The organism is Nocardioides sp. P4_G4, from assembly GCF_056401085.1.
The window spans coordinates 1-23,946 of record NZ_JBFUKA010000055.1 but is presented as its reverse complement, the minus strand read 5'-3'; the positions used below and the strand labels follow the sequence as shown (position 1 = coordinate 23,946).

Genomic DNA, 23,946 nt, shown 5'->3' with positions numbered 1-23,946 from the left:
GGACCCCCCCGAGACGATGTCGGAGGCTCACCGGCGGTGGGCTAGGGTCGGGAGCGCACAGCGTCGTGCAGGCCCTCACCGCACCCGATCCAACGAGGAACACAGCTGTGACTTCACGTCCCGTCGTACTCATCGCCGAAGAGCTGAGCCCCGCCACCGTCGAGGCGCTCGGCCCGGACTTCGAGATCCGCCACTGCAACGGCGCCGACCGCGCCGAGCTCATCCCCGCGATCGCGGACGTCGATGCCATCCTGGTGCGCTCCGCGACCAAGGTCGACGCCGAGGCGCTCGCCGCCGCGCGCAACCTCAAGGTCGTCGCCCGCGCCGGGGTCGGCCTCGACAACGTCGACGTCAAGGCCTCCACCCAGGCCGGCGTCATGGTGGTCAACGCCCCGACCTCCAACATCGTCTCGGCCGCCGAGCTCGCCGTCGCGCTGATGCTCGCCGCCGCCCGCCACCTCAGCCCCGCCCACGCGGCGCTGAAGAACGGCGAGTGGAAGCGCTCGAAGTACACCGGCATCGAGCTCTACGAGAAGACCGTGGGCATCGTCGGCCTCGGCCGCATCGGCGTCCTCGTGGCCCAGCGCCTGTCGGCCTTCGGCATGAAGGTCATCGCCTACGACCCCTACGTCCAGGCCGGCCGTGCCGCCCAGATGGGCGTGCGGCTCGTCGACCTCGACACGCTCCTCGCCGAGGCCGACTTCATGAGCGTCCACCTGCCCAAGACCCCCGAGACGGTCGGCCTCATCGGCGCCGAGCAGCTCGCCCGGGCCAAGGGTTCGCTCGTGCTCGTCAACGCCGCCCGCGGTGGCATCGTCGACGAGGCCGCCCTGTACGACGCGCTGAAGACCGGTCAGATCGCTGCCGCCGGGATCGACGTCTTCGCCAAGGAGCCGTGCACCGACAGCCCGCTCTTCGAGCTGGAGAACGTCGTGGCCACCCCGCACCTGGGTGCGTCGACCGACGAGGCCCAGGAGAAGGCCGGCATCGCCGTGGCCAGGTCCGTGCGCCTCGCCCTGTCCGGCGAGCTGGTCCCCGACGCGGTCAACGTCCAGGGCGGCGTCATCGCCGAGGACGTGCGCCCCGGGATCCCGCTCACCGAGAAGCTCGGCCGCGTCTTCACCGCCCTCGCCGGCGAGGTGGCCCAGCAGATCGACGTCGAGGTCCGTGGCGAGATCACCGAGTTCGACGTCAAGGTGCTCGAGCTGGCGGCCCTCAAGGGCGTCTTCTCCGACATCGTCGAGGACCAGGTGTCCTACGTGAACGCGCCGCTGCTCGCGGCCGAGCGCGGCACCGCCGTACGCCTGGTGACCGAGGCCGAGAGCCCCGACCACCGCAACCTCATCACGATCCGCGGCACGCTGGCCGACGGGTCGCAGGTCTCCGCGAGCGGCACGCTCGTCGGGATCAACCAGAAGGAGCGGATCGTCGAGGTCAACGGCTTCGACATCGACATCGAGCCGACCGACCACCTGGCGTTCTTCACCTACGCCGACCGCCCCGGGATGATCGGCACCGTCGGTCGCATCCTCGGCGATGCGTCGGTCAACATCGCCGGCATGCAGGTCTCGCGCACCGACAAGGGCGGCGAGGCCCTGGTCGCGCTGTCCGTCGACACGGCCATCCCGGCCGAGACGCTGGCCGAGATCGGCTCCGCGATCGACGCGGTGTCGGTCCGCGCCGTCGACCTGGACTGAGCCTCCCCTTCTGGGGTAGTCCGTGACGTTCGGACGCCTTGGACCCCCAGGACGAGGTCCGTTCGTCACGGACTACACCGGTGTCAGGCGACGGTGAGGCGGTTCGTCGCCTCGCCGTCGCCGACACGTCCGTGGGCCACCACGTCCCAGGCGTCACGGAGCCGGTCCACGGCCGTCTCCAGCTCGTCGGTCGAGCGGGTCCACGGGATCCGCACGTGGTGCTCGAGGCCGCCCTCGACGGCGAACACCCGGCCCGCGGCGACCACGACGCCGCGACGCTCCGCCTCGGCGACCAGGGCCGACGCCCGCGGCTGCGGGAGCCGGCACCACACGGCCAGCCCGCCGCCGGGGCGCACGAAGTCCCACGACGGGAGCCGGGTGGCCAGCCCGTCGAGCAGGACCTCGCGCTGGGTCCGCAGCCGTGAGCGGTTGGCCGCCCACACCGCGTGCCGGTGCTCGAGCAGGTGCAGCAGGGCCAGCTGCTCCACGAGCGGAGCGCCCAGGTCGAGGCTCATCCGGGCGTGCAGCAGCTGCGGCACCATCGTCTCCGGGACCCGCAGCCAGCCCAGCCGCAGGCCGCCCCAGAACTGCTTGCTCGCGCTGCCGATCGTCACCGTGCCGGGCAGGTACGCCGCGAACGGTGCCGGCATCGCCTGGCCGTCCAGCGCCAGCGCCTGGTGGGCCTCGTCCACGACCGGGACCACCCGGGCACGACGCAGGGTGGCGGCGTACTCCTCACGCTGCGCGTCGGTCATCAGGTTGCCCGTGGGGTTCTGGAAGTCCGGCACCAGGTAGGCCAGCCGTGGCGCGGCCTGGCGGATGATCGCCGCCGTGGCCGCGATGTCCCACCCGCCCGGGTCGACCGGTGCGGGCACGAGCCGGGCGCTGCGGTGGCTGAGCGCCTGGGTGGCGTTGGGGTAGACGGGGTCCTCGACCACCACGCGGTCACCGGGCGCGGTGAGCGCCTGCGCGACGATCGCCGCCGCCCCCAGGGCGCCGGCCGTGATGATGATCTGCCCGGGAGTCGTGGGCAGGCCGCGCTCGTCGTACGTCGCCGCGACGGCGGCCTGGAGTCGGGGGAGCCCGGCGGGGTAGTAGCCGTGGCTGGAGAGGTACGCCGGCAGCTCGCCGACCGCAGCGTCGTACGCCGCCGCGACGCCGGCCGGGGCGCTCGGGGCGGCGCAGTTGAGGTCGATGACGTCGGGGTCCTGCGACCACGGGGCGAAGACCCGGTCGGTGACCGACTCGGCGCGCAGCGGCAGCCGGGTGACGGTCCCGGAGCCGCGGCGGGACTCGGCGTAGTCGCGGTCGCGCAGCTCGGCGTACGCCCGGGTGATCGTGGTGCGGCTGAGTCCGAGCGCGGTGGTGAGGTCGCGCTCGCTGGGCAGCCGGGTGGCCGCCGGGATCCGCCCCTCGCCGATGAGCAGGCGCAGCTGCTCGGCCAGCTCGACGTACAGCGGGCGCTCGTCGGAGCCGAGCGGTCCGACGAGGGTGGCCACGCGAGTTGCGGTGATGGTGCGGCTCATGCAGTCCACTGTCCCACGATTGGCCATCGAGAAGAAGGCCAATTACGGGCAGACTGGATCCATGAGCAGCACCACCGCGCCCCGCGTGCGTCCCGCCCTCCTCGATCTCGGCCCGATCGCCCAACTCCGTGCCGGGCGGCTCGGCCGTCGGCTGCCGCAGCTGCTGGTGGGCCTCGCGCTGTACGGCGCGTCGCTGGCCATGATGGTCCGCGGTGCGCTCGGCCTGTCCCCGTGGGACGTCCTGCACTCGGGCTTCATCCGCCACGTGCCGATGACCATCGGGCAGGCCGTCGTGCTGCTGAGCTTCGTCGTGCTGCTGCTGTGGATCCCGCTGCGCGAGAAGCCGGGGATCGGCACGGTGGCCAACGCCCTGCTCGTCGGGCTGGCCGCGGACGCGACCCTGGCCGTGCTCGTCGAGCCCGACTCGCTGGCGTTCCGGCTCGCCCTGATGCTCGGGGGACTCGTCCTCAACGCGCTGGCCACGGCGCTCTACATCGGCTCCCAGTTCGGCAGGGGGCCGCGCGACGGGCTGATGACGGGCATCGCGCGTCGGACCGGGCTGTCGCTGCGGCTGGTGCGCACCGGGATCGAGGTCACCGTCGTGGTGATCGGCCTGCTCCTCGGGGGAGCGCTGGGGGTGGGGACGGTGCTGTACGCGCTGGCGATCGGGCCGCTGGCCCAGCTCATGCTTCCCTGGTGGACGGTCGAGCTGCCCGAGGACCGGAGCCTCGTGCGACGAGGAACGACAGCACCGCACCGCTGATCGCCAGGGACACCCACGCACCCCAACCCGGGAAGAGCAGGGGAAGTCCCGAGAGCAGCCACACGTCCAGCCCACGGAACAGGCTGCCCATGAGCCCGGTCGGCACGCCGCCCGCCGGGGTCGAGACCAGCGGCTTGGCGTAGTCGGGGGGTGCCGCCGTCACCCAGCGCGCCGACGCGGCGAGTGCCGAGACCCCGCAGGCCAGCGCCAGGACCGCGGTGTCGGCGGGGACGCCCCCCGACAGGGCTCCGACCGTCCCGGCCGCGTAGACGAGCATGCCGACGCCCGGCACCACGAGGTGTGCCGACCGCAGCTCCGGGTGCGTGAACGGCAGCATCCGGGCCAGGCCGTCGGTGCGGGTGACCACCCGAAGCCCCGAGCACAGGGCCGGCCCGGCGAGCAGGCCGCCGAGGGTGACCACCAGGGCGGTCGCGCGCCCCGTGCCGGCCGAGGCCGCGGCGTACGGGACGAGGGCCATGCCCGCCAGCACCAGCCACGGCTGCGGTGACCGGAGCACGCGTCGGGCGTCGCGGTGCACCAGCGCCCACCAGCCGCTGGGCCCGCCCCGGTGGGTCGTGACGTGGGCGCCCTTGCCCCAGCGACGTGCGAGGAGGACGTCGTACATGAGGCCGAGGTCGAGCGACGACAGGGCACCGGACAGGCTGGGGGAGAGGTGCTCGGTGCGCGCCAGCACGCGTCGCGACACGGTCGGCAGCGCGCGTGCGACCCACGCGACCCCGACGACACCCACCACCGACGCGACGACCGCCACGCCGGCGACGACGGTCCACGGCGGGGTGGCGGGCAGGGCCAGGCGACCGGTGGCGGCCAGGCCGAGGAGCAGCCAGGTCGTGACCRCGAGGACCCAGGTCGTCGCCCTGGCCAGGCCGTCCTCGCGGACCTGCGAGCGCGTCGCCCAGGCGACGGCCGCGGTGCAGGAGGCGACACCGGCCGCCACGTAGAGGGCGGCGACGCCGACGCCGAGCCCACCCAGGACGGCGGGCGCCAGCAGGCCGATCGCCGAGACGGCCGCCGCCACGGTGACGGCACGGCCGAGCGCCGGCCGGAGCAGGTCGCCGCGGTCCACCGGGCTGCTCACCACCCAGCCGTTCATGGCCGGCGGGCTGAAGACCGGGCCGAGCAGCCGCGCACCGGCGAGCGTGAGCACGACGAGGCCGAGCGCGGTCACCCACGGCGCCACCTCGCGCACCTGCGCGCACGTGTCCACGCAGGTGCTGTCGGCCAGCCTGCGGAGGTTGACCACCACGCTCCCGGCCATCGAGCCGACCATCACGACCGTGAACACGGCCACGTAGGCGTCGCCCAGGACCTCCCACACGTGCAGCTCGGCCCGCCCCCGGCGCCACTCCCGGACCTGGGCGCGCACCTCCCTGGCGGTGGGTGGAGGTGCCAGGTCAGTCGTCACCGGGGTCCCCGGTCGCAGGTGACGGGTCCCCGAGTCGTACGACGCGGTCGCAGGCGCGGGCGACCAGGTCGGGGTCGTGGCTGACCAGCAGCACGCCCCGCCCGGCGGCCTTCTCCTCGAGGAGCCGGGTGGCGAGCCAGGCGACCCCCTCCACGTCCAGGCGCTGCTCCGGCTCGTCCAGCACCACCAGCCGGCGGGGTCGCACCAGCACCGATGCCAGGGCCAGCCTGCGGCGCTGCCCGGACGACAGCGTGGACGGCAGCTGGCCCGACACGTCCATCAGCCCCACCTCGTGCAGCACGACGTCGACCAGGTCCTCGGCGTCGTCCTGGCCGTGGGCCCGCGCCATCAGGTCCAGGTGCTCCACGACGCTGAGGTCGGGGAAGAAGTCGATGTCGTCCATGACGACGGCCAGGTCGCGGCGGACGTCGGCGCGTCGCTCGTCGAGCACGGTGCCGCCCAGGGTGACGGTGCCGGCATCCGCCTCGTCGCTTCCGACGATGCAGCGCAGCAGGGTGGACTTGCCGCTCCCGTTGGGGCCGACGATGCCGACCACCTCACCCTCGGCGACGTCGAGGTCGATCCGGTCGAGCACGACGCGCTGCCCGAAGACCCGCGTCAGCCCGCGCACGCTCAGGAGATCCCCCATACCGACATCCAACCAGCCGGGGGGAACGCCCGGCCGTGTCAGCGGCGCGTGGCGATCAACGCCGAGGCGTCGGGCGCGATCATCACCTCGACAGCGGTGAAGCGCTCGTCGGTGAGCCACTCCTCGCGCAGGGTGTCCACGCGGCCGTAGGTGATGGGGGGCCACATCTCGCAGGGCGTGAAGTCGTCGAGCACGACGATGCCGCCGGGCTCCAGCAGGTCGACGACGGCGTCGACGCGCACCGCGTCCGGCTCACCGCTGTCGAGGAAGACCAGCGAGTAGGGGCCGCGCTCGTGCAGCAGCGACCAGTCGGCCTCCAGCACCTCGACGTGGTCGTCCTCGCGGAAGATCTCCGCCGCGGCGGTGGCCAACCGGGGGTCCCGCTCGGCGGTGAGGATGTGGGCGCCGTTGCGTACGCCGCTGCGCAGCCAGGCCGTGCCGACCCCGCAGCCGGTGCCGAACTCGGCCATGGTGCCGCCCCGGGTGGCGGCCAGGGTCGCCAGCAGCCGACCGGTCTCGTTGCGGCAGAAGGACACGTAGCCCGCCTTGCGGCACACGTCGAAGGCGCGGGACACGATCTCGGGCAGCTCGGGTGGGGCACTCATGAGGTCGCCGAGTCTTTCACGGCCGGGCCGCCGTCTCGCATCGTGAACGGTTCGTCGCATCTTGGTGCGCCGGAGCGGGGCGCGGCGTACCGTCGGTCTCACCATGCGGAGCCAGCTCGTACTCATCGACTGCCGCGGCGAGGCCTGACCGAGGCCACCTCGCCGCGGTGTTCGGCGTTGCAGTGGCCTCGGGATCAAGTTCCAGGCCCTGACGCCCCGCGGCGGTCCCGCTCCCAGCTCCATCTCGCGCGATCCGCAGTCCGCTGGTTATCCCGTCCTCGTGTGATCCACGAGTCGTCGCCGCCCCGCCCGGGGCGTCGGGCCGCACCACCCGCCCCCGACGACCCACGATCCACGACCTACGGAGACAGCCATGTACGACATGTACCCCGACTGGGGACCCGCCAGCCACCACCCGGAGAACCCGCGCAGCCAGGAGGCCATCACCGCCGCCGTCCAGGCCTCGCTTGACCTGCGAGACAACGGCGGGCGCACGCCCGAGGACAACTAGATTCGCCGCATGAGCACCGACACCACCAGCACGCCCGCCTCGGGCACCGTCACCCTCGCCGTCATCCCCGGCGACGGCATCGGGCAGGAGGTGACCCCCGAGGCCCTCAAGGTCCTCGAGGCGGTCGACGTGCCGGTGAAGTTCGAGCAGACGCACTACGCCCTCGGTGCGGAGAACTACCTCGCCACCGGCGAGGTGCTGCCGGACACCGTCCTGGCCGAGATCCGCGAGCACGACGCGATCCTGCTCGGGGCCGTCGGCGGCAGGCCCAACGACCCGAACCTGCCGCCCGGCATCCTCGAGCGAGGGCTGCTGCTCAAGCTCCGCTTCGAGCTCGACCACTACGTCAACCTGCGCCCGTCGCGGCTCTTCCCGGGCACACCCAGCCCGCTCGCCCGCTACCAGTCCGACGCCGGGGGCGAGATCGACTTCGTGGTCGTGCGCGAGGGCACCGAGGGCCCCTACACGGGCAACGGCGGCGCCCTGCGCGTCGGCACCCCGGCCGAGGTCGCCACCGAGGTCAGCGTCAACACGGCGTACGGCGTGGAGCGCGTCGTCCGCGACGCGTTCGCCCGCGCCCGTCGCCGCCCGCGCTGGCACCTCACCCTGGTCCACAAGACCAACGTGCTCGTCCACGCCGGCTCGGTGTGGTGGCGGATCTTCGACCAGGTCGCCACCGAGTTCCCCGACGTGACCACCGACTACATGCACATCGACGCCGCGATGATCCACATGACGGTCGACCCGAGCCGCTTCGACGTGATCGTCACCGACAACCTCTTCGGCGACATCATCACCGACCTGGCCGCCGCCATCACCGGTGGTATCGGCCTGGCCGCCTCCGGCAACGTCAACCCCGACCGGACCGCGCCGTCGATGTTCGAGCCCGTGCACGGCTCCGCCCCCGACATCGCCGGGCAGCAGAAGGCCGACCCCACCGCCGCGATCCTCTCGACGTCGCTGCTGCTCGACCACCTCGGTCACCCCGAGGCCGCGGCAGCCGTCGAGGCGGCCGTGCTCGCCGACCTGGCGGAGCGCACTCCCGGGACCACGCGGCGTACCAGCGAGGTCGGCGACGCCGTCGCCGCCCGGCTCTGAGCAGTGCGGCTAGCCTGACGTCATGGACATCAGCACGACCGCCAACGACCGGCCCGTCGACGACGCCCGGCTGGCCGAGATCCACGCCAACCCGGGCTTCGGCACGTACTTCACCGACCACATGTTCACGGCCGAGTGGACCCCCGACCTGGGCTGGCACGCCGCCCGGATCACGCCCTACGGCCCGCTGACCCTCGACCCCGCCACCGCGGTCCTGCACTACGCGCAGGAGACCTTCGAAGGCATGAAGGCCTACCGCCACCCCGACGGCACGGTCTGGACCTTCCGGCCCGAGGAGAACGCCAAGCGGATGGCGCGCTCCAGCAAGCGGCTCGCGTTCCCGGTGCTCGACCCCGACGACTTCGTCGCCGCGGTGGACGCTCTCGTGGGCGCCGACCAGCGCTGGGTGCCCGACAACTCCGACGGGGGCGAGAAGAGCCTCTACCTGCGGCCCTTCATGTTCGCCTCCGAGGTGTTCCTCGGGGTCCGACCCGCGCAGCACGTGACCTTCATGGTCATCGCCTCGCCGGCCGGCGCCTACTTCAAGGGCGGCGTCAAGCCGGTCACGCTCTGGCTGACCGAGGACTACACCCGCGCCGGCCGCGGCGGCATGGGGGCGGCCAAGACCGGCGGCAACTACGCCAGCTCGCTCGTCGCCCAGCAGCAGGCCACCGCCCAGGGCTGCGACCAGGTCGTGTTCCTCGACGCCCAGGAGGGCACCTACGTCGAGGAGCTCGGCGGGATGAACCTCTACTTCGTCCACGCCGACGGCCGGATCGTCACGCCCGCCACCGGCACCATCCTCGAGGGGATCACCCGGGCCTCCATCATCGAGCTGGCCGGCAAGCTCGGCCACCAGGTCGAGGAGCGCAGGTTCTCCATCGACGAGTGGCGCGACGGGGTCTCCAGCGGCGACATCGTCGAGATCTTCGCCTGCGGCACCGCGGCCGTGGTCACGCCCGTGGGCTCGCTCAAGTGGGACGGCGGCGAGGCACCCGCCCCGGCGTCGACCGACCTGACCATGCGCATCCGCAAGGAGCTGGTCGACATCCAGCTCGGCCGGGCCGACGACACCTTCGGGTGGATGCACCGGGTCGTCTGAGGCAGCAGGCAGTCTGATGCAGCAGTTCGTGTGAGGCAGCAGGTCGGCTGACGAGAGGTTCCGCAGGACGTGCCGGGGGGCACGAGGGGAGCGAGACCGTGGACGAGGTGGCGCAGGGGACCACCGGCTCGACGACGCTCGCCCGCCTGCTCTGGGCACGCGCGGACGCCTCGCCCGACGGGGTGGCCCTGCACCACGTCGTACGCACTCCCGGGCGGGAGGCCACCGAGGAGGTGACCTGGACCGGGACCCGCGCACTGGTCGAACCTCTCGCGGCCGGGCTCGTCGGGCTGGGCGTGGAGCCGGGGGACCGGGTCGTGATCCTGTCCCGGACGCGTGTCGACTGGGTGCTGGCGCACTGGGCGATCCTGTGCGCGGGCGCGGTGACGGTGGCCGTCCACCCCGACGACGGTCCGCCCGAGCTCGCGCACCGTGTCGACGACTCCCGGGCCGTGGTCGTCGTGGCCGAGGACCGCTCCCAGGTGGAGAAGCTGCGCGTGGTGCGGGGCGACATCCGCGGGGTGCGCCGCGTCGTGCAGCTCGACGGCGACTACCCCGACCGCCGGGTGATGACGTTCGAGTCGCTGCTGACCGAGGGCGAGGAGCTGCTGGCCGGCGACCCCTCGGCCATCGGCCGGCGCATCGAGGCCCTGGACCCCGAGGCACTCGCGACCGTGCTCTACGCCGGCGGTGCGACGGGCTCGTCCGTCGGGGTCCGCCGCACGCACGCCGCCTGGGTGGCCGACGGCGCGTACCTGCCCGGGGCAGCCACGAGCGGCGTCCGGCGGCTGGACGCCCCGATGACCGAGGCGCGGGCGCACCGGCTCCTCGCCCGCCACCTGGCCCACGGGCTCGGGACGTCCGTCGACGGCCGGGCCGACGGGTCGTCGGAGCCCCGCGGCCCCGGTGGCGCCGACATGCCGCTCGGCGGGGTCGACGCCGGGTAATCTCCGTCCGTGACCACGTCCCGTCCCGAGCAGGCGCCCCCCGGTCTGAGGGTGGGCGGCTACGAGCTGCTGACGCGCCTCGGCGAGGGCGGCATGGGTGTCGTGCACCTGGCCCGTCGGCCCGGCGGCGAGCGGGTGGCGCTCAAGGTGCTGCGCCCGCACATCGTCGGTGACGACGAGGCCCGCCACCGGCTGGCCCGGGAGGTCAGCAGCCTCACCCGCATCAGGAGCCGGCGGGTCGCCGAGATCGTCGACGCCGACCCGTGGGGCGACATCCCGTTCGTGGCCACCCGCTACGTGCCCGGGCTGTCCCTGCACGACCACGTGCACGAGGAGGGGCCGCTCACCGGCGCCGACCTCGTCTGGGCCGCGAGCTGCCTCGCGGAGGCGCTGGCCGCCGTGCACGACGTCGGGGTGCTGCACCGCGACATCAAGCCCTCCAACGTGCTCATGGAGGGCCGCACCCCGATCCTCATCGACTTCGGTCTGGCCCGCGTGGCCGACGACCCCAAGCTCACCCACACCGGCTGGCTGCTCGGCACGCCCGGTTACCTCGCCCCCGAGATCCTGTACGGCGACGACGCCACGGCCGCGTCCGACGTGCACTCCTGGGCGGCGACCGTGGCCTTCGCCGGCACCGGTCGCCCGCCCTTCGGCCGGGGTCCGTCGGTGGCGGTCATGGACCGCGTCCGGCGCGGCGAGCACGACCTGTCCGACCTCGACCCGGTGCTCCGGCCCGCGATCGAGGAGGCCCTGGACCCCGATCCCGCCCGCCGTCCGTCGCTGCCGGAGCTGCGGCAGTGGCTGGCCCGCCTGCTGCCCGGCGCGGTGGACCGTGAGCCCGACCCGTTCACCGTGCCGCTGGCCGTCGCCTCCCTGGCGCCGGCCCACGACACGACCGAGGTGGTMGAGCGCCGGACCGCCGGTGGCATCCTGCGCGGGGACGAGCCCCGCTCCTACGGGTCCGACCCCTACGGGTCCGACCCCTACCTTCGGTCCACCCGCGTCCTGCCCGAGGACGGGGACACCGAGACCATCCGCGAGCCCGGGGCCGGGACGACGTCCCCCTGGGCGCCRCCGCCGCGCGTCGGGGGGCTCGAGCGCTTCCGACGAGCGGTGCTCGTCCTCGCGGGAGCCGCCGTCGTGGGCGCCGCCGTCGCGGTCGCGCCGTACCTCACCGCGCTCCTGCTGGCCGTCGTCGCCTGGCTGCTGCGCAGCGGCTCGCTGGCCGGCAGCGCGGCGGGGGCGAGGCGTCAGGTGCGGGGCGCCAAGTGGTACGACGCCCCCCAGCTGCTCGTCGCCACCCCGTGGCACGTCCTGGCTGCGGTCCCCGGCGTCCTGCTCCTCCTGTCGTGGAGCCTGGGGCTGGCGCTGGCGGCCGCGCTGCTGTGCTTCGCCGCGGGGTTGTCGCTCACGCCCAGCCTGGGAGGCATCGGCCTGGTGCTCGCCCTCGCCATGTGGTGGGGGCCGGGGAGCTCACGCCTGCGGGGCCCGGTGCGGCGCATCAGCCACCCGGTCGCCGCCCGCGGCGTGCCGTGGTTCCTCGCCACCGTGGCGCTCGTGGCCGCGGCCACCGGCCTCGCTGCGACCGTCACCAGCAACGGCACCGAGTGGGCACCCGCGAGCGACCGGCCGTTCGCCGACGTCAGCCTGCCGAGCTGGCTCTAGCCGCTGCGGCCGCCCGGTCGCGGGTGAGGTAGCCGATGGCGAGCCCGATGGCCACGCCGATGACGGTCTCCACGCCGCGGTCGAGCAGCAGCACGCTGGCCGGGGTCGGCGCGGCCAGGTGCACCATCAGCAGGGCGAGCGGCGTGATGGCCACCAGGGCGAGCGCGTAGTTGCGCCCCACCAGCAGCTCCGCGGCGCACTGCAGCGCCACCACGGTGAGGATGAGCACCAGCCCGGCGGGGTCGAGGGCGAAGAAGACCGCCGCCACGCCGAGGCCGACGAGGGTGCCGATGATCCGGTGCAGGACACGCACCACCTGTGCGGCGGGACGGGTGGCCGCGAGCGGCACCACCGCCGAGACCATCGCCCAGTAGGGGTGCCCGATCCCGACCACCGTCGAGACCGACCCCGCCAGCACCACCCCGGCCACGTTGCGGGCCAGGTGGCGACGCGCGACGTCCCCGAACGCCGTACGCCGCCAGCTCGTCCTGGGCGCCTCCGGCAGCCGCCACGATCGCCAGGCCGACCCGGCGTACCCCACCAGCACGGCGAACGCGGCGCTGCAGGAGGCGACCCCGGCCGCGATCGCCACGTCGGCCGGCTCGCTGGGGATGGACGCGCAGGCCGCGAAGGCGAAGACGAGGAAGAGCGGGCCGGGTGGGTGCCACGCCATGGCGTCGGAGAAGAGGGAGCCCACCGCCGCGACCAGCCCGGCGACCGGCACCGCGAGCCAGGCCCGGTGCGCGGACGTGCCGACGACGACGCCGAGGGTGGTCGCGGTGACCAGGAGGGCACCCACGGCCACCTGCATCTGCAGGCGGGACAGGTGCACGTGGGTGCGCCCGTAGAGCGCAGTGAAGGCCCCGAACGCGGCGTAGATGGACCACTCGACCCGGTCGCACGACCAGAGCAGCAGCAGCGGGACCGCCACGGACGTGCCCGCGCGCAGGGCCACGCGGTGCGCCCCGGCCGCCGGGTTCATCCGCACCAGGTCGGCACCGAGCCCGGCACCGGTCGAAGGGAGTCTCACCCGGCCATCCTCGCCCACCCGGCAGCCGTGGGCCGGATCGCGAGACGAGTCCCGGACCTGCTCCGCGAGCGTGGCACAGTGGGGGATGTGACCACGAGCACGATCATCATTTCCTAGCGCGACGCCGACCACGCGCCGCGCCGACCTCCTGCACCCCGGGAGGTTTTTTTGTACCCGCACACGGATCGACCCCGCCCGAGCGACAGCCACCCGAGCCGCACCCACCCGAGCGACACCGCGAGAGATGAGACCGATGGACCTGCAGGGCTCCTTCCACGTCTACGACACGACGCTGCGCGACGGCGCGCAGCAGGAGGGGCTCAACCTCTCCGTGGCCGACAAGCTGACCATCGCGCGCCAGCTCGACGGGCTGGGGGTCGGCTACATCGAGGGCGGCTGGCCGGGGTCCAACCCCAAGGACACCGAGTTCTTCCGCCGGGCCGCCCAGGAGCTCGACCTGCGCCACGCCCGGCTGGCGGCCTTCGGGGCCACCCGGCGCGCCGGTGTCGCCGCGGCGGACGACCCGCTGGTCGCCGCCCTGCGCGACAGCGGTGCCTCGGTCGTCACGCTGGTCGCCAAGTCGCACGAGCGGCACGTGGAGCTCGCGCTCCGCACCACGCTCGAGGAGAACCTCGCGATGGTCCGCGACACCATCACCCACCTGCGCGAGTCGGGGCAGACGGTCTTCCTCGACGCCGAGCACTTCTTCGACGGCTACCGCTCCAACCGCGACTACGCCCTCGAGGTGCTGCGCACCGCGGCCGAGGCCGGGGCCGAGGTCGTGGCGTTGTGCGACACCAACGGCGGCATGCTGCCGGACTGGGTCAGCGACGTCGTCCACGACGTCATCGAGACGACGGGCGCCCGGGTCGGCATCCACTGCCACAACGACACCGGTTGTGCGGTGGCCAACACCCTGGCCGCCGTCGATGCCGGCGCCACGCACGTGCAGGGCACGATCAACGGGTACGGCGAGCGCACCGGCAACGCCGACCTGGTCTCGGTCGTCGCCAACCTCGAGCTCAAGCTGGACCGGCAGGTCCTCCCGGCCGGGCTGCTGGGCGAGGCCACCCGGATCGCGCACGCCGTCGCGGAGGTCACCAACTTCCCGCCCGCGTCCCGCCAGCCGTACGTCGGCACCTCCGCCTTCGCCCACAAGGCCGGCCTGCACGCCTCGGCCATCAAGGTCGACCCCGACCTCTACCAGCACATGGACCCGACGGGCGTCGGCAACGACATGCGGCTGCTCGTCTCGGACATGGCCGGCCGCGCCTCCATCGAGCTCAAGGGCCGCGAGCTGGGCTTCGACCTGTCCGGCGACCGGGAGCTGGTCACCCGGGTGACCGACCGCGTCAAGCAGATGGAGCAGCACGGCTACACCTTCGAGGCCGCCGACGCCTCCTTCGAGCTGCTCCTCGTCGAGGAGGTCGAGGGCGCACGCCCGTCGTACTTCGACGTGGAGTCCTGGCGGGTCATCACCGAGACCTCGCCGGCCGCCGAGGCGGTCTCCGAGGCCACCGTCAAGCTCCGGGCCGAGGGCGTGCGCTACGTCGTGACGGGGGAGGGCAACGGCCCGGTCAACGCCCTCGACGCCGCGCTGCGCAGCGCGATCGGGCAGGCGTTCCCCGAGGTGGCGAAGTTCGAGCTCATCGACTACAAGGTCCGCATCCTCGACCAGGGCCACGGCACCGACGCCATCACCCGGGTGCTCATCGAGACCACCGACGGTGAGTCGTCGTGGGTGACGGTGGGCGTCGGGCACAACGTCATCGAGGCGTCGTGGGGCGCCCTGGTCGACGGGCTGACCTTCGGGCTGCGACGCCACCAGCGCTAGGTTCGAGCGGTGACCGAGCCCGCGACGTACGACGACCTCCCTCGCCAGACGTCGACCGTCGAGCGGGTCGTCACCGCCCTGCTCATGGTCGGGCTCGCCGTGCTGGTGCCGATCGCGTCGTTCCTGGGACTCTTCTTCATGATGGTCGCGGACGGGTGCAACGGCGATGCGGAGTGCAGCCGGGGAAGGATCGGCCTCGGCGTGCTGGTGGCGGTCGGGTCGCCGGTGGTGGTCTTCCTGGTCGCCCTGGTGGTGGTCGTGACCCGGGTGGTCCGCCGCCAGTCGGCGTGGTGGGTGCCGCTGGTCGCCCTCGTCGTGGGTGCGGGGCTGTGGGCCCTCGGCGCGGTGATCGCCGCGTCCGCCGTCGGCTGAGACGGGAACCCTGGACCCAGGGTGGGGTCAGTGACCGACGACCCGGCGGACCAGGTCGTCCCACGCCGCCTCGATGCGGTCCAGGGTGACGTCGTCGGCCTGCTGCTGCTCGACGATCACGATGTCGAGCGGCGCGAGCAGCGCCACCGCCAGCAGCGGCAGGTCGCCCTCGACGTGCAGCTCGGACAGCAGGTGCCGCAGGTGCATGATCGCGAACGACGCGGCGGCGCGTGACCGGGCGCCGTGGCTGCCGGTGGCGGCCTTGATGAGGGCGCCGTGGGTGACGTTGAGCCGCAGTCGGGAGTGGCCCATGGCGAGGAGCCGGTCGTACGGCGGCGCCCCCGGCCCGAGCGGCGGGGGACCGGACAGGATGCTGGCCTGCCACGCGGTCTCCGAGCGGTCGAGCACCGCCGCCATCAGGCCCTCGCGGCTGGTGAACCGCCGGAACAGCGTGCCCTTGCCGACCCCGGCCTCGCGGGCCACGGCGTCCATCGAGATCCGCTCGACGCCAAGGTCGTCCACGAGGCGCGACGCGGCGGCGAGGATCGTCTCGCGGTTGCGGGCGGCGTCGGCGCGCTCGGGTGGCGGGGCGTCCGCCAGAGGGAGCTCGATGGGCACGGGCTCACCCTAGGTCGTGGGTGTGGCGCAGGACACGGGAATACAACCGGACCGCGGTCCGTTTGATCCTCCATGACTGACACCCGTGTTCTCGTCCTCGTCGGCAGCCTGCGCGCCGACTCCGTCAACCGTCGCCTCGCCGAGGCGCTCCAGGCGTCCGCCCCCGAGGGCGTCTCGCTGCAGATCGCGGAGGGCCTCGGCGCCATCCCGTTCTACAACGAGGAGATCGACGGCGACACCCCGCCGGCCGCCGCCGTCGCCCTGCGCGAGCAGGTCGCCGCCGCCGACCGCGTGCTCGTGATCACCCCCGAGTACAACGGCACCATGCCGGCCGTCCTCAACAACGCCATCGACTGGCTCTCGCGCCCCTACGGCGCCGGTGCCATCGTGGGCAAGCCGTTCGCGGCCGTCGGCACCACCCCCACGCCGTACGGCGGCAAGTGGTCGCACGAGCACGCCCGCCACTCGGCGACCATCGCCGGTGCCAAGGTGATCGACACCGTGGTGCTCTCCCAGCCGGGCGTCGAGGTGGACGTCCTCAACGACCCCGAGGTGCTGGCCAGGTTCCGCGCGGCCGTCGCCGAGCTCGCCGCCTGGCGCGACGACGCCGCGGCCTGACCCGGCGGGGGTACGGTCACCAGCGTGGCCGCACTCCACGACATGACTGCTCTGGAGCAGGGTGACCTCGTCCGCCGAGGTGAGGTCACCCCGCTCGAGCTCGTCGAGCACTACCTCGGACGCGCCGACCACGTCGGCGCGTTCGTCACGTCCACCCCCGAGCAGGCGCGCGCGCACGCCCGTCGGCTCGATCGCCGTCCCGAGGGCGCCGGGCCCCTGTGGGGAGTGCCGACGGCCATCAAGGACCTGCACCCCACCGCGGGGGTCCGCACGACCTTCGGCTCGGCCGCCTACGCGGACTTCGTCCCCGACACCTCCGACAACGTCGTCCTGACGGTCGAGGCCGCCGGGATGCCGAGCCTGGGCAAGACGAACACCCCGGAGTTCGGCTCGCCCTGCTACACCGAGCCCGACGTCGCGCCCCCGGCCGTGACCCCGTGGGACACCACGCGGACCGCCGGTGGGTCGAGCGGGGGAGCGGCCGCGGCGGTCGCGGCCGGGCTGGCGCCGCTGGCCCCGGGCTCGGACGGGGGCGGGTCCATCCGCATCCCGGCCTCGTGCTGCGGGCTCGTCGGGCTCAAGCCCACCCGCGGCCGGATCAGCGCCGCCCCCACCTACGGCGACCCGACCGGCCTGGCCACCGCGGGCCCGATCGCCCGGTCCGTCCGCGACGCCGCCGCCCTGCTGGACGTGCTGGCCGGCCGCCGACCCGGCGACCCCTCCTGGGCGCCACCGCCTCCGGTCCGCTTCCTCGAGGCCTGTGACCGCGACCCGGGTCGGCTCCGGGTCGCTCGCTTCCTCACACCGGTCATCACCGACAGCGACGTCGACCCCAGCAGCGTCGAGGCGTGGGAGGCCACCTCCACGCTGCTCGCCGAGCTGGGCCACGAGGTCGAGGACGTCGCCGTGCCGTTGCCGCGCGAGGCGGTGGCCACCTTCGAGACCTGCTGGGCGGTGCTGACCGCGATGTCACCAGCCCCACCCGGCACCGAGCACCTGCTGCGCCCGCTGACCCGGTGGCTCGCCGGCCGGGGGCGGGCGGTCAGCGGTCCCGAGTTCGGCGTCGCCGTCGCCCGGATGCGCCAGTACGCCGCGGACGCACTCGTCGCGCTCGCGCCGTACGACCTGGTCCTCACCCCGACCCTGGCGACCCCGCCACCCCTGGTCGGGGCCCTGCGCGACGACGCCGACCCGGCCGCTGACTTCGAGGCCCAGAAGCGGTTCACGCCGTGGACCAGCGCCTGGAACGTCACCGGCATGCCCGCGGTGTCGCTGCCCCTGCACCAGACCGCCGCGGGACTCCCCGTGGGGGTGATGCTGGCCGCCCGCCCGGCCGAGGAGCACGTGCTGCTGGCGGCGTCGGCGCAGCTGGAGGCGGCCCGGCCGTGGGCGGACCGGCGACCGCCGGGCTGGTGAGCGACCCGTGGACAACCGACCCCCTGCGTGGTCGGGTGGTCCCATGAGCGAGCTGACGCCCTACCTGTGCGTGGGGGACGCCCGGGCGGCGATCGAGTGGTACGTCGACGTGCTGGGCGCCGAGGTGACCTACGAGCCGATCGTCATGGACGACGGGCGCATCGGTCACGTGGAGCTGGCCGTCGACGGGGCCGGCTGGATGATGTCGGAGGAGTTCGAGTCCGCCGGGGTGGCGGCGCCCGACCCCTCCCGTGGGGCATCGGTGTCGCTGCACCTCACGGTCGCGGACGTGGACCGGGTCTGCCAGCGCGTGCGCGGGGCGGGTACGCCGCTCGACCGCGGGCCCGAGGACTCGCCGCCGGCCGGGCGGGTGGCGGTCTTCCGGGATCCGTTCGGCCACCGGTGGTTCCTCAACCAGCCGATGTCCTGACCCGTCGTCAGTCGCCGACGCCGCGGGCGTGCAGCGCGTCCCCGGTCTCGCGGGCTCGCGCCACCACCCGGATCACGAGCGGGGTGAGTCGAGCCCGGGGTGACCGCTCGAGGCCGCGCGCCAGGGCGGCGTCCCGCGCCTCGCCGGCCAGGGTGAGCGTCGAGGGGATCGCGCGCAGCATCAGCGAGAACGCGAGGCCGACCTGCTCGGGGTCGACCCCCAGGCGCCGGAAGGGGCGCAGCCCGTGGACCACGGCGTCCATGACCTCGTCGACGGGCGTCGTGACCGTGAGCGTGGTGGCGAGCAGGATCAGGGCGACCAGGTCACCCACGACCTCCACCGAGCGCGGCCACCCGCTCTGCCAGGCCGTCCACGCCCCCAGCACGACGGCCATGAGCAGCAGCCCGCGCATCGCGCGCAGGGTCACGTCCACCCGGGCGCCGGACCACGCCAGCAGGCTGGCCGCCAGGGCGACGAACGCCACCGCCGACAGCGGCCCGTGCACGACCACCACCACGATGCTGGCCAGCATCAGGCCCAGCAGCTTGGTCCCGGCCCGGCGTCGGTGCAGGAAGGTGTCCCCGGGCTGGTGGATCCCGAGCAGGTCGCCGCTCATGCGGTGGCCCGGTAGCGGGAGACGATCTCGTCGGCCGTGCCGTCGTGCTCGACGCGACCGTGCCGGACCAGCAGCGCGCGGTCGCAGCGGGAGGCCAGCTCGAGGTCGTGGGTGACGAGCACCAGCTGCTGGGGGAGCCCGAGCAGCAGGTCGCCGATGCGGCGGCTGTTGCCCAGGTCGAGCAGCGTGGTCGGCTCGTCGGCGACCAGCACCGAGGGCCCGGTGGCCAGTACCCCGGCCAGGGCCAGCAGCTGGCGCTCGCCGCCGGACAGGCCGTGCACGCTGCGGTCGCCGAAGCCCCCGAGCCCGAAGTCGGCCAGCACGGCGTCGGCGGCGGCCAGCCGTTCGACCTTGTCGCGATGCGTACGCCGCAGCGACAGCGCCACGTCCTCACGCGCCGTCGGCATCACGAGCTGGGCCGCGGGATCGGTGAACACGAAGCCGACGCGGCGTCGTACCTCCCGTCCGGACCTGGCCACGTCGAGGCCGTCCACCAGCACGCGGCCGGTGCTCGCCGTGACCAGCCCGTTGAGCAGGCGGGCCAGGGTCGACTTGCCGGAGCCGTTGGGACCGACCAGGGCGATCCGCCGCTCCGACAGCGACAACGACGTCTCGTGCAGGACCTGCAGGTCGCCGCCGTGGGTGGGGACCCGGACGGTGACCTGCTCGAGGGAGATCACGCTCACGTGGTGAGCGTGCCCTCCACCGGGTCCTGAGTCGAGTCGGCGCGGGTCCGGCTCACGAGCAGGTCGGGGAAGGCGCGGTGGACGGCCGTGGCGACCAGGGCCATCGCGAGGTTCTTGATGAGGTCGCCGATCCAGAAGATCCTGTCGATGTCGAAGGCCTGTGCCCACGTCACGTCGGCGCGCAGCACCAGCCCGGTCATGCCGAAGGTGTGGATGAAGACCGCGGAGCTGAAGACCCCTGCCGCGAAGATGGTCGGCACGCTCGCCAGCGAGCGGCGGGGCAGGCGCTCCACGATGAAGCCGCAGAGCCCGGCGGCGAACGGGAAGCCGACCAGGTAGCCCGCCGAGGGCCCGGTCAGTACCGCGAGGCCGGCCGCGCCCCCGGAGAAGATCGGCAGGCCGGCCGCACCCGCGACGACGTACAGCAGGACGGCCAGGAAGCCGCGGCGCATGCCGAGCACGGCGCCGGAGAGGAGCACGGCGAAGGTCTGGAGGGTGATCGGCACCGCGGTGCCGACCGAGAGCGCGGGGAGGAGGGCGCACACCGCGATGAGGGCGGCGAAGGCCGCGATCAGGGCGATGTCGGTGCCGGCGCGTCGAGTCTGCATGGGGGTTCCTTCGCGATACCTGAACGGTGGTCAGTTGAACGGCGTTCAGGTTAGGGTGACGCGCGTACGACGTCAATGCGGTCTCACGCCGCCCTCGCCAGGACCCACCAAGGGAGCACCCGTGCGCCACCACCGGGAGGACATTGTCGAGCGGGCCGTGAGGGTGCTCGACGACTACGGTCTCGCCTCGCTCACCATGCGCAGGCTCGGATCGGAGCTCGGCCTGCAGGCGAGCGCGATCTACCACCACTTCCCGAGCAAGCAGGCGCTGCTGGCCGCGGTCGCCGACGAGGTGCTGGCACGCGGTCGCCGTCCGCGGACCGCCACCGGGTGGGACGACCTCCTCGTCGAGGCCTGCTACGAGCTGAGGGACGCGATGCTGGCCTACCGTGACGGCGCCGACCTGGTGGCGACGGTCTACGCGTTCGGTCTCGGCGCGCGAGGACCGGCCGACGAGCTCGAGGAGATCCTCGCCCGCGCCGGCTTCAGCGAGCCGCTCGTGGGGGTGGGGGCCCGGACGCTGCTGCACTTCGTCTTCGGGCACACCTTCGAGGAGCAGACCGCGCTCCAGGCGGAGAGTGCCGGGGCCATCGAGGGTCCGTCCGCGGAGGACGGGGCGACCGACCGGACCGGGGACTTCGACCTGGGCCTCGGCCTGGTGCTCGACGGGCTCGGCGTCCACGCGCCGACGGGCGGGCGGGTCAGGGGCTGACGTCGACCTCGGCGCCGTGCAGCTCCGCGAGCAGCACCGCGCCCGCGAGGTCGAGCCTCGTCCGCTGCAGCTGGGCGGCCGCGAGGTCCACCCCGTCCAGCGACGCGCCACGCAGGTCGGCCTTCCCCAGCCTGGTCTCCCGCAGGGTCGCCCGGTCGAGCCGCGCGTTGCGGAGCGAGGTGGCGGTGAGGTCGCTCAGGGACAGGTCGGCCTCGCGGAGGTCGACGCCCGAGAGGTCGAGCCGGGCCAGGTTGGTGCCCCGGATCGTCACGCCCTGCCACTGCCCGCCCCGGACCGTCATCGGCCGCATGACGCACTCGGAGAACACCGTGCCGACGAGCTTGCAGCCGTCGAGGGTGACGTCGAAGAACTTCGAGCGGCGCACGTCGCACGCCACGAACGCCGTGGACGTGTGGGTCGACGAGCTGAACTGGCAGGCGTGGAAGGTGCACTGGTCGAAGACGGCCCCGGAGGTGGTGCACTCGCTGAAGTCGACSCCGGTGAAGGTGCACTCGGTGAAGCGGGCGGCGCCCAGCTGGTCGCCGTACCAGTCGTCGTCGTGGAAGTCCTGGCCCGTGGCCTGCATGGGCTCAGACATCGTGGACCGGGGCGGGAGTGGGGCTCGTCACGGGCGCCACGCTAGCCCGCGTCCGGCGCGCACGCCGCCGGTAGGGTCGGGGCGTGATCGCGTCCCATGCCCACCGCTTCCTCTTCCTCAAGACTCGCAAGACGGCGGGCACCAGCGTCGAGATCGCGTTGTCGAAGGTCTGCGGCCCGGAGGACGTGATCACCCTGATCAGCCCCGAGGACGAGGAGCTGCGCGCGGCCGCGGGTGGGCGTGGTCCACAGAACTTCGAGTCTCCGCCGCTGTCCCGCAAGGCCTTCAACCACATGAGCGCCCGCCTGGCGCGGGACGCCGTCGGCCCGGACACGTGGCGTGACTACTACAAGTTCGCGATCGAGCGGAACCCGTGGGACGCCGTCGTCTCGCTCTACTACTGGAAGTACAAGGACCGCGAGCAGCTGCCGGACTTCGACACCTACGTCTCGGAGGAGTGGATCGAGCAGCTGGCCAACAACCGCCGGATGTACCGCATCCGCGGTCGCCTCGTCGTCGACCGGGTGCTGCGCTACGAGCACCTCGACACCGAGCTCGCCGAGGTCTGGGACCACCTCGGCCTGCCGGGCGAGCCGGACCTCCCGCGCGCCAAGGGCCACGCCCGTCCGGCCGGTCACTACCGCGAGCTCTACTCGGACGCCTCCCGCGAGCGGGTCGGCGTCGTCTTCGCCGACGCGATCGAGGCCTTCGACTACGAGTTCTGAGGGGCCGGCACGTCGAGCAGCCGCTCGCACTCCTCTACCAGCCGTCGGCGCAGGGGGGCGCCCCGCTCGGCGAAGGCCCGCTGCTCCCTCACGTACGCCGCCTTGCCCTCGGGCGTCTCGATGCGCACCGGCTCGAAGCCGAGGTCGGCGAGGTCGTAGGGCGCGGCCCGCATGTCGAGCTCGCGGATGTCCCGGGCCAGCTCGAAGCAGTCCGCGACGAGGTCCGAGCTGATCATCGGCGTGAGCCGGAAGGCGTGCTTGTAGAGGTCCATCCCGGCGTGCAGGCACCCCGGCTGCTCGTACGCCGCCCGGTCGTCGCGACCGGGCTGCAGCGTGTTGAGCGGTCGTGCCGGTCCGGTGAAGAAGCGGAAGGCGTCGAAGTGGGAGCACTGGACCTTGTGCTGCTCGACCACGGTGTCGGTGCCCKACGACCCGAGCCGCAGCGGCCAGTCGTTGTGGCGCACCTCGTCCGCGGACTGCTGGTAGACCATCGCCCACTCGTGCAGCCCGAAGCAGCCGACGTGGGCCGGCCGGGACTCGGTGGCTCGGAGCAGGTTGGCGAGCCCGCGCAGCAGCGTGGCCTGCGCGGCGACGTACGCAGACGTGACGGTGCCGGACGCGTAGCCCCGAAGCCCGTCGTACCCCGCCGCGTCGGCCAGCCGCACGCCGTACCCGGGGTGCCACCGGCGCAGCTGGGCGGGACGCTGGGAGTAGTAGGTGAAGAGGAAGTCGTGGACCGGGTGCTTCACGCCGCCGGCCCGCCGGGTCAGGTGGGGTCGCAGGTGGGCGTCGACGCGCGCGGCGTGGGCGTCCGCGCGGGGTCGCCACTGCGCGCGCTCCAGCACCTGCTCCTGCTCCACGACCTGCACGCAGGACAGGGTAGGTCGCCCGGTGCGACACTCGAGAACCGACGACAGGAGGCCAGATGACCGGCTCGAGATCCCTGGGTGAGGAGCTCGCCCGCGCGGTCGCGGCGAAGGACCGCGACGCCTTCGGTCGCCTGCTCGCCGACGACGTCGACTTCAAGGGCCTGACCCCGGGCCGCGCCTGGGAGGCGACCGGGCCGGCGGAGGTCGCCGCGGTGTTCTTCGACCACTGGTTCGAGCCGAGCGACACCATCGAGGCGCTCGTCGACATCACCACCGGGGACGACGTCGCCGACACCCGACGCGTCTCCTACCGACTCGACCTCCTCAACGAGGACGGCGAGCAGGTGGCCGAGCAGCAGGCCTACTTCCGCACGACCGGCGACCGGATCACCCACCTGCGGGTACTCTGCTCGGGCTTCCGACCGCGCACCTGAGCCCGGGTGGCCGAGCGCCGACACCGGGGAGGACTGGTCCGTCCGGGCCTTACCGGGCACGCCGAGGGCAAGGACACTGGAGCGATGGAGGACCACGGGGTGGCGCTGCAGCGCGCCCACGCCCACACGCTCGACTGGCTGGCGTCGCTGGACACCCGGCGGGTACCCGCCTCCGCCTCGATCGAGGACGTCGTGGCGCGGCTCGGTCCCGACCTGCCCGACGGGTCGAGCGACCCGGCCGAGGTCGTGGACCTGCTCGCCTCCGCCTGCGAGCCGGGGCTCACCGCGATGCCCTCGGGACGCTTCTTCGGGTTCGTCATCGGCGGCACCCACCCGGCCGCCCTGGCCGCCGACTGGCTGACCAGCGCGTGGGACCAGAACTCCGGCC

26 protein-coding genes and 1 pseudogene are annotated in these 23,946 nt (G+C 73.5%); 16 read left to right on the top strand and 11 right to left on the bottom strand.

Features of this window, described 5'->3' with window-relative positions; translation table 11 throughout:
- Positions 1–107: 107 nt before the first annotated feature.
- Entirely contained in the window at positions 108–1,697 is a 1,590-nt protein-coding gene (serA, locus tag AC1DQF_RS13965) for a phosphoglycerate dehydrogenase (RefSeq protein WP_477525823.1), read from the top strand.
- 83 nt (positions 1,698–1,780) lie between these two features.
- Here serA and yczR read toward each other — a convergent pair whose 3' ends face one another.
- Positions 1,781–3,223 carry a MocR-like transcription factor YczR gene (gene yczR / locus AC1DQF_RS13960; RefSeq protein WP_477525822.1) on the bottom strand — a complete coding sequence of 481 codons (1,443 nt, stop codon included), beginning with the start codon at positions 3,221–3,223 and terminating at the stop codon, positions 1,781–1,783.
- A 61-nt stretch (positions 3,224–3,284) separates the two neighbouring features.
- Between yczR and yczE the strand changes: the two genes are divergently transcribed.
- Complete coding sequence (yczE, locus tag AC1DQF_RS13955; protein WP_477525821.1) at positions 3,285–3,986, top strand: membrane protein YczE; 702 nt, start codon at positions 3,285–3,287, stop codon at positions 3,984–3,986.
- On the opposite strand, the gene AC1DQF_RS13950 is transcribed toward yczE, so the two are convergent.
- From AC1DQF_RS13950 to AC1DQF_RS13940, 3 genes are read right to left on the bottom strand one after another with little or no spacing between them, the layout of a single operon-like run.
- Positions 3,907–5,412 (bottom strand): DUF6297 family protein, encoded by a 1,506-nt coding sequence (locus AC1DQF_RS13950; RefSeq protein ID WP_477525820.1) that lies wholly within the window; start codon positions 5,410–5,412, stop codon positions 3,907–3,909. The two genes, yczE and AC1DQF_RS13950, sit on opposite strands and share 80 nt — an antisense overlap.
- Positions 5,402–6,061, bottom strand: a complete 660-nt coding sequence (locus AC1DQF_RS13945; protein ID WP_477525819.1) for an ABC transporter ATP-binding protein — start codon at positions 6,059–6,061, stop codon at positions 5,402–5,404. The genes AC1DQF_RS13950 and AC1DQF_RS13945 overlap by 11 nt, the downstream gene beginning before the upstream one ends.
- Before the next feature lie 38 nt (positions 6,062–6,099).
- Positions 6,100–6,666 (bottom strand): O-methyltransferase, encoded by a 567-nt coding sequence (locus AC1DQF_RS13940; protein ID WP_477525818.1) that lies wholly within the window; start codon positions 6,664–6,666, stop codon positions 6,100–6,102.
- Positions 6,667–7,039: 373 nt separating this feature from the next.
- Between AC1DQF_RS13940 and AC1DQF_RS13935 the strand changes: the two genes are divergently transcribed.
- The 5 genes from AC1DQF_RS13935 to AC1DQF_RS13915 all read left to right on the top strand — a co-directional run bounded on the left by AC1DQF_RS13935 (position 7,040) and on the right by AC1DQF_RS13915 (position 11,992).
- Positions 7,040–7,177: a hypothetical protein gene (locus AC1DQF_RS13935; RefSeq protein WP_477525817.1), complete on the top strand. Its 138-nt coding sequence runs from the start codon at positions 7,040–7,042 to the stop codon at positions 7,175–7,177.
- A gap of 9 nt (positions 7,178–7,186) precedes the next feature.
- Positions 7,187–8,275: a 3-isopropylmalate dehydrogenase gene (locus AC1DQF_RS13930; RefSeq protein WP_477525816.1), complete on the top strand. Its 1,089-nt coding sequence runs from the start codon at positions 7,187–7,189 to the stop codon at positions 8,273–8,275.
- A 22-nt stretch (positions 8,276–8,297) separates the two neighbouring features.
- Entirely contained in the window at positions 8,298–9,377 is a 1,080-nt protein-coding gene (locus AC1DQF_RS13925; protein ID WP_477525815.1) for a branched-chain amino acid aminotransferase, read from the top strand.
- Positions 9,378–9,475: 98 nt separating this feature from the next.
- Entirely contained in the window at positions 9,476–10,324 is an 849-nt protein-coding gene (locus AC1DQF_RS13920) for an AMP-binding protein (RefSeq protein WP_477525814.1), read from the top strand.
- Positions 10,325–10,333: 9 nt separating this feature from the next.
- Complete coding sequence (locus tag AC1DQF_RS13915) at positions 10,334–11,992, top strand: serine/threonine-protein kinase (RefSeq protein WP_477525813.1); 1,659 nt, start codon at positions 10,334–10,336, stop codon at positions 11,990–11,992.
- On the opposite strand, the gene AC1DQF_RS13910 is transcribed toward AC1DQF_RS13915, so the two are convergent.
- The gene (locus tag AC1DQF_RS13910; protein WP_477525812.1) at positions 11,970–13,022 is read right to left on the bottom strand and encodes an FUSC family protein; all 1,053 of its coding nucleotides are present in this window, start codon (positions 13,020–13,022) and stop codon (positions 11,970–11,972) included. The genes AC1DQF_RS13915 and AC1DQF_RS13910 overlap by 23 nt on opposite strands.
- Positions 13,023–13,275: 253 nt before the next feature.
- Between AC1DQF_RS13910 and cimA the strand changes: the two genes are divergently transcribed.
- Both cimA and AC1DQF_RS13900 read left to right on the top strand, forming a co-directional pair.
- Positions 13,276–14,856, top strand: coding sequence for a citramalate synthase (cimA, locus tag AC1DQF_RS13905; protein WP_477525811.1), 1,581 nt, complete (start codon positions 13,276–13,278; stop codon positions 14,854–14,856).
- A 9-nt stretch (positions 14,857–14,865) separates the two neighbouring features.
- Complete coding sequence (locus AC1DQF_RS13900) at positions 14,866–15,228, top strand: hypothetical protein (protein ID WP_477525810.1); 363 nt, start codon at positions 14,866–14,868, stop codon at positions 15,226–15,228.
- A 27-nt stretch (positions 15,229–15,255) separates the two neighbouring features.
- Here AC1DQF_RS13900 and AC1DQF_RS13895 read toward each other — a convergent pair whose 3' ends face one another.
- The gene (locus AC1DQF_RS13895) at positions 15,256–15,846 is read right to left on the bottom strand and encodes a TetR/AcrR family transcriptional regulator (protein ID WP_477525809.1); all 591 of its coding nucleotides are present in this window, start codon (positions 15,844–15,846) and stop codon (positions 15,256–15,258) included.
- A 72-nt stretch (positions 15,847–15,918) separates the two neighbouring features.
- Between AC1DQF_RS13895 and AC1DQF_RS13890 the strand changes: the two genes are divergently transcribed.
- Genes AC1DQF_RS13890 through AC1DQF_RS13880 form a run of 3 tightly spaced genes read left to right on the top strand, consistent with a single transcriptional unit; the run spans position 15,919 to position 18,310 of the window.
- Complete coding sequence (locus AC1DQF_RS13890) at positions 15,919–16,464, top strand: NADPH-dependent FMN reductase (RefSeq protein WP_477525808.1); 546 nt, start codon at positions 15,919–15,921, stop codon at positions 16,462–16,464.
- A 24-nt stretch (positions 16,465–16,488) separates the two neighbouring features.
- On the top strand, positions 16,489–17,880 hold the full coding sequence (locus tag AC1DQF_RS13885; protein ID WP_477525807.1) for an amidase: 1,392 nt from the start codon (positions 16,489–16,491) through the stop codon (positions 17,878–17,880).
- Positions 17,881–17,923: 43 nt separating this feature from the next.
- On the top strand, positions 17,924–18,310 hold the full coding sequence (locus AC1DQF_RS13880; protein WP_477525806.1) for a VOC family protein: 387 nt from the start codon (positions 17,924–17,926) through the stop codon (positions 18,308–18,310).
- A 7-nt stretch (positions 18,311–18,317) separates the two neighbouring features.
- On the opposite strand, the gene AC1DQF_RS13875 is transcribed toward AC1DQF_RS13880, so the two are convergent.
- Genes AC1DQF_RS13875 through AC1DQF_RS13865 form a run of 3 tightly spaced genes read right to left on the bottom strand, consistent with a single transcriptional unit; the run spans position 18,318 to position 20,220 of the window.
- Entirely contained in the window at positions 18,318–18,926 is a 609-nt protein-coding gene (locus tag AC1DQF_RS13875; protein ID WP_477525805.1) for an energy-coupling factor transporter transmembrane component T family protein, read from the bottom strand.
- Positions 18,923–19,612, bottom strand: a complete 690-nt coding sequence (locus AC1DQF_RS13870) for an energy-coupling factor ABC transporter ATP-binding protein (RefSeq protein ID WP_477525804.1) — start codon at positions 19,610–19,612, stop codon at positions 18,923–18,925. Before AC1DQF_RS13870 ends, AC1DQF_RS13875 begins: the two co-directional genes overlap by 4 nt.
- Positions 19,609–20,220, bottom strand: coding sequence for a biotin transporter BioY (locus AC1DQF_RS13865; protein WP_477525803.1), 612 nt, complete (start codon positions 20,218–20,220; stop codon positions 19,609–19,611). The genes AC1DQF_RS13870 and AC1DQF_RS13865 overlap by 4 nt, the downstream gene beginning before the upstream one ends.
- Before the next feature lie 121 nt (positions 20,221–20,341).
- On the opposite strand from AC1DQF_RS13865, the gene AC1DQF_RS13860 reads away from it, so the two are divergent.
- Positions 20,342–20,932, top strand: a complete 591-nt coding sequence (locus AC1DQF_RS13860; protein WP_477525802.1) for a TetR family transcriptional regulator — start codon at positions 20,342–20,344, stop codon at positions 20,930–20,932.
- Here the strand turns inward: AC1DQF_RS13860 and AC1DQF_RS13855 are convergent.
- Positions 20,922–21,530 (bottom strand): pentapeptide repeat-containing protein, encoded by a 609-nt coding sequence (locus AC1DQF_RS13855; RefSeq protein WP_477525801.1) that lies wholly within the window; start codon positions 21,528–21,530, stop codon positions 20,922–20,924. The genes AC1DQF_RS13860 and AC1DQF_RS13855 overlap by 11 nt on opposite strands.
- Before the next feature lie 83 nt (positions 21,531–21,613).
- Between AC1DQF_RS13855 and AC1DQF_RS13850 the strand changes: the two genes are divergently transcribed.
- The gene (locus AC1DQF_RS13850; RefSeq protein WP_477525800.1) at positions 21,614–22,255 is read left to right on the top strand and encodes a sulfotransferase family protein; all 642 of its coding nucleotides are present in this window, start codon (positions 21,614–21,616) and stop codon (positions 22,253–22,255) included.
- Here the strand turns inward: AC1DQF_RS13850 and AC1DQF_RS13845 are convergent.
- Entirely contained in the window at positions 22,243–23,124 is an 882-nt protein-coding gene (locus AC1DQF_RS13845; RefSeq protein ID WP_477525799.1) for a 3-methyladenine DNA glycosylase, read from the bottom strand. The genes AC1DQF_RS13850 and AC1DQF_RS13845 overlap by 13 nt on opposite strands.
- A gap of 56 nt (positions 23,125–23,180) precedes the next feature.
- Here AC1DQF_RS13845 and AC1DQF_RS13840 point away from each other — a divergent pair, with 56 nt between their 5' ends.
- The gene (locus tag AC1DQF_RS13840) at positions 23,181–23,558 is read left to right on the top strand and encodes a nuclear transport factor 2 family protein (protein WP_477525798.1); all 378 of its coding nucleotides are present in this window, start codon (positions 23,181–23,183) and stop codon (positions 23,556–23,558) included.
- Between the two features lie 84 nt (positions 23,559–23,642).
- A pseudogene (locus tag AC1DQF_RS13835) lies at positions 23,643–23,946 on the top strand (aspartate aminotransferase family protein); the annotation flags it as partial.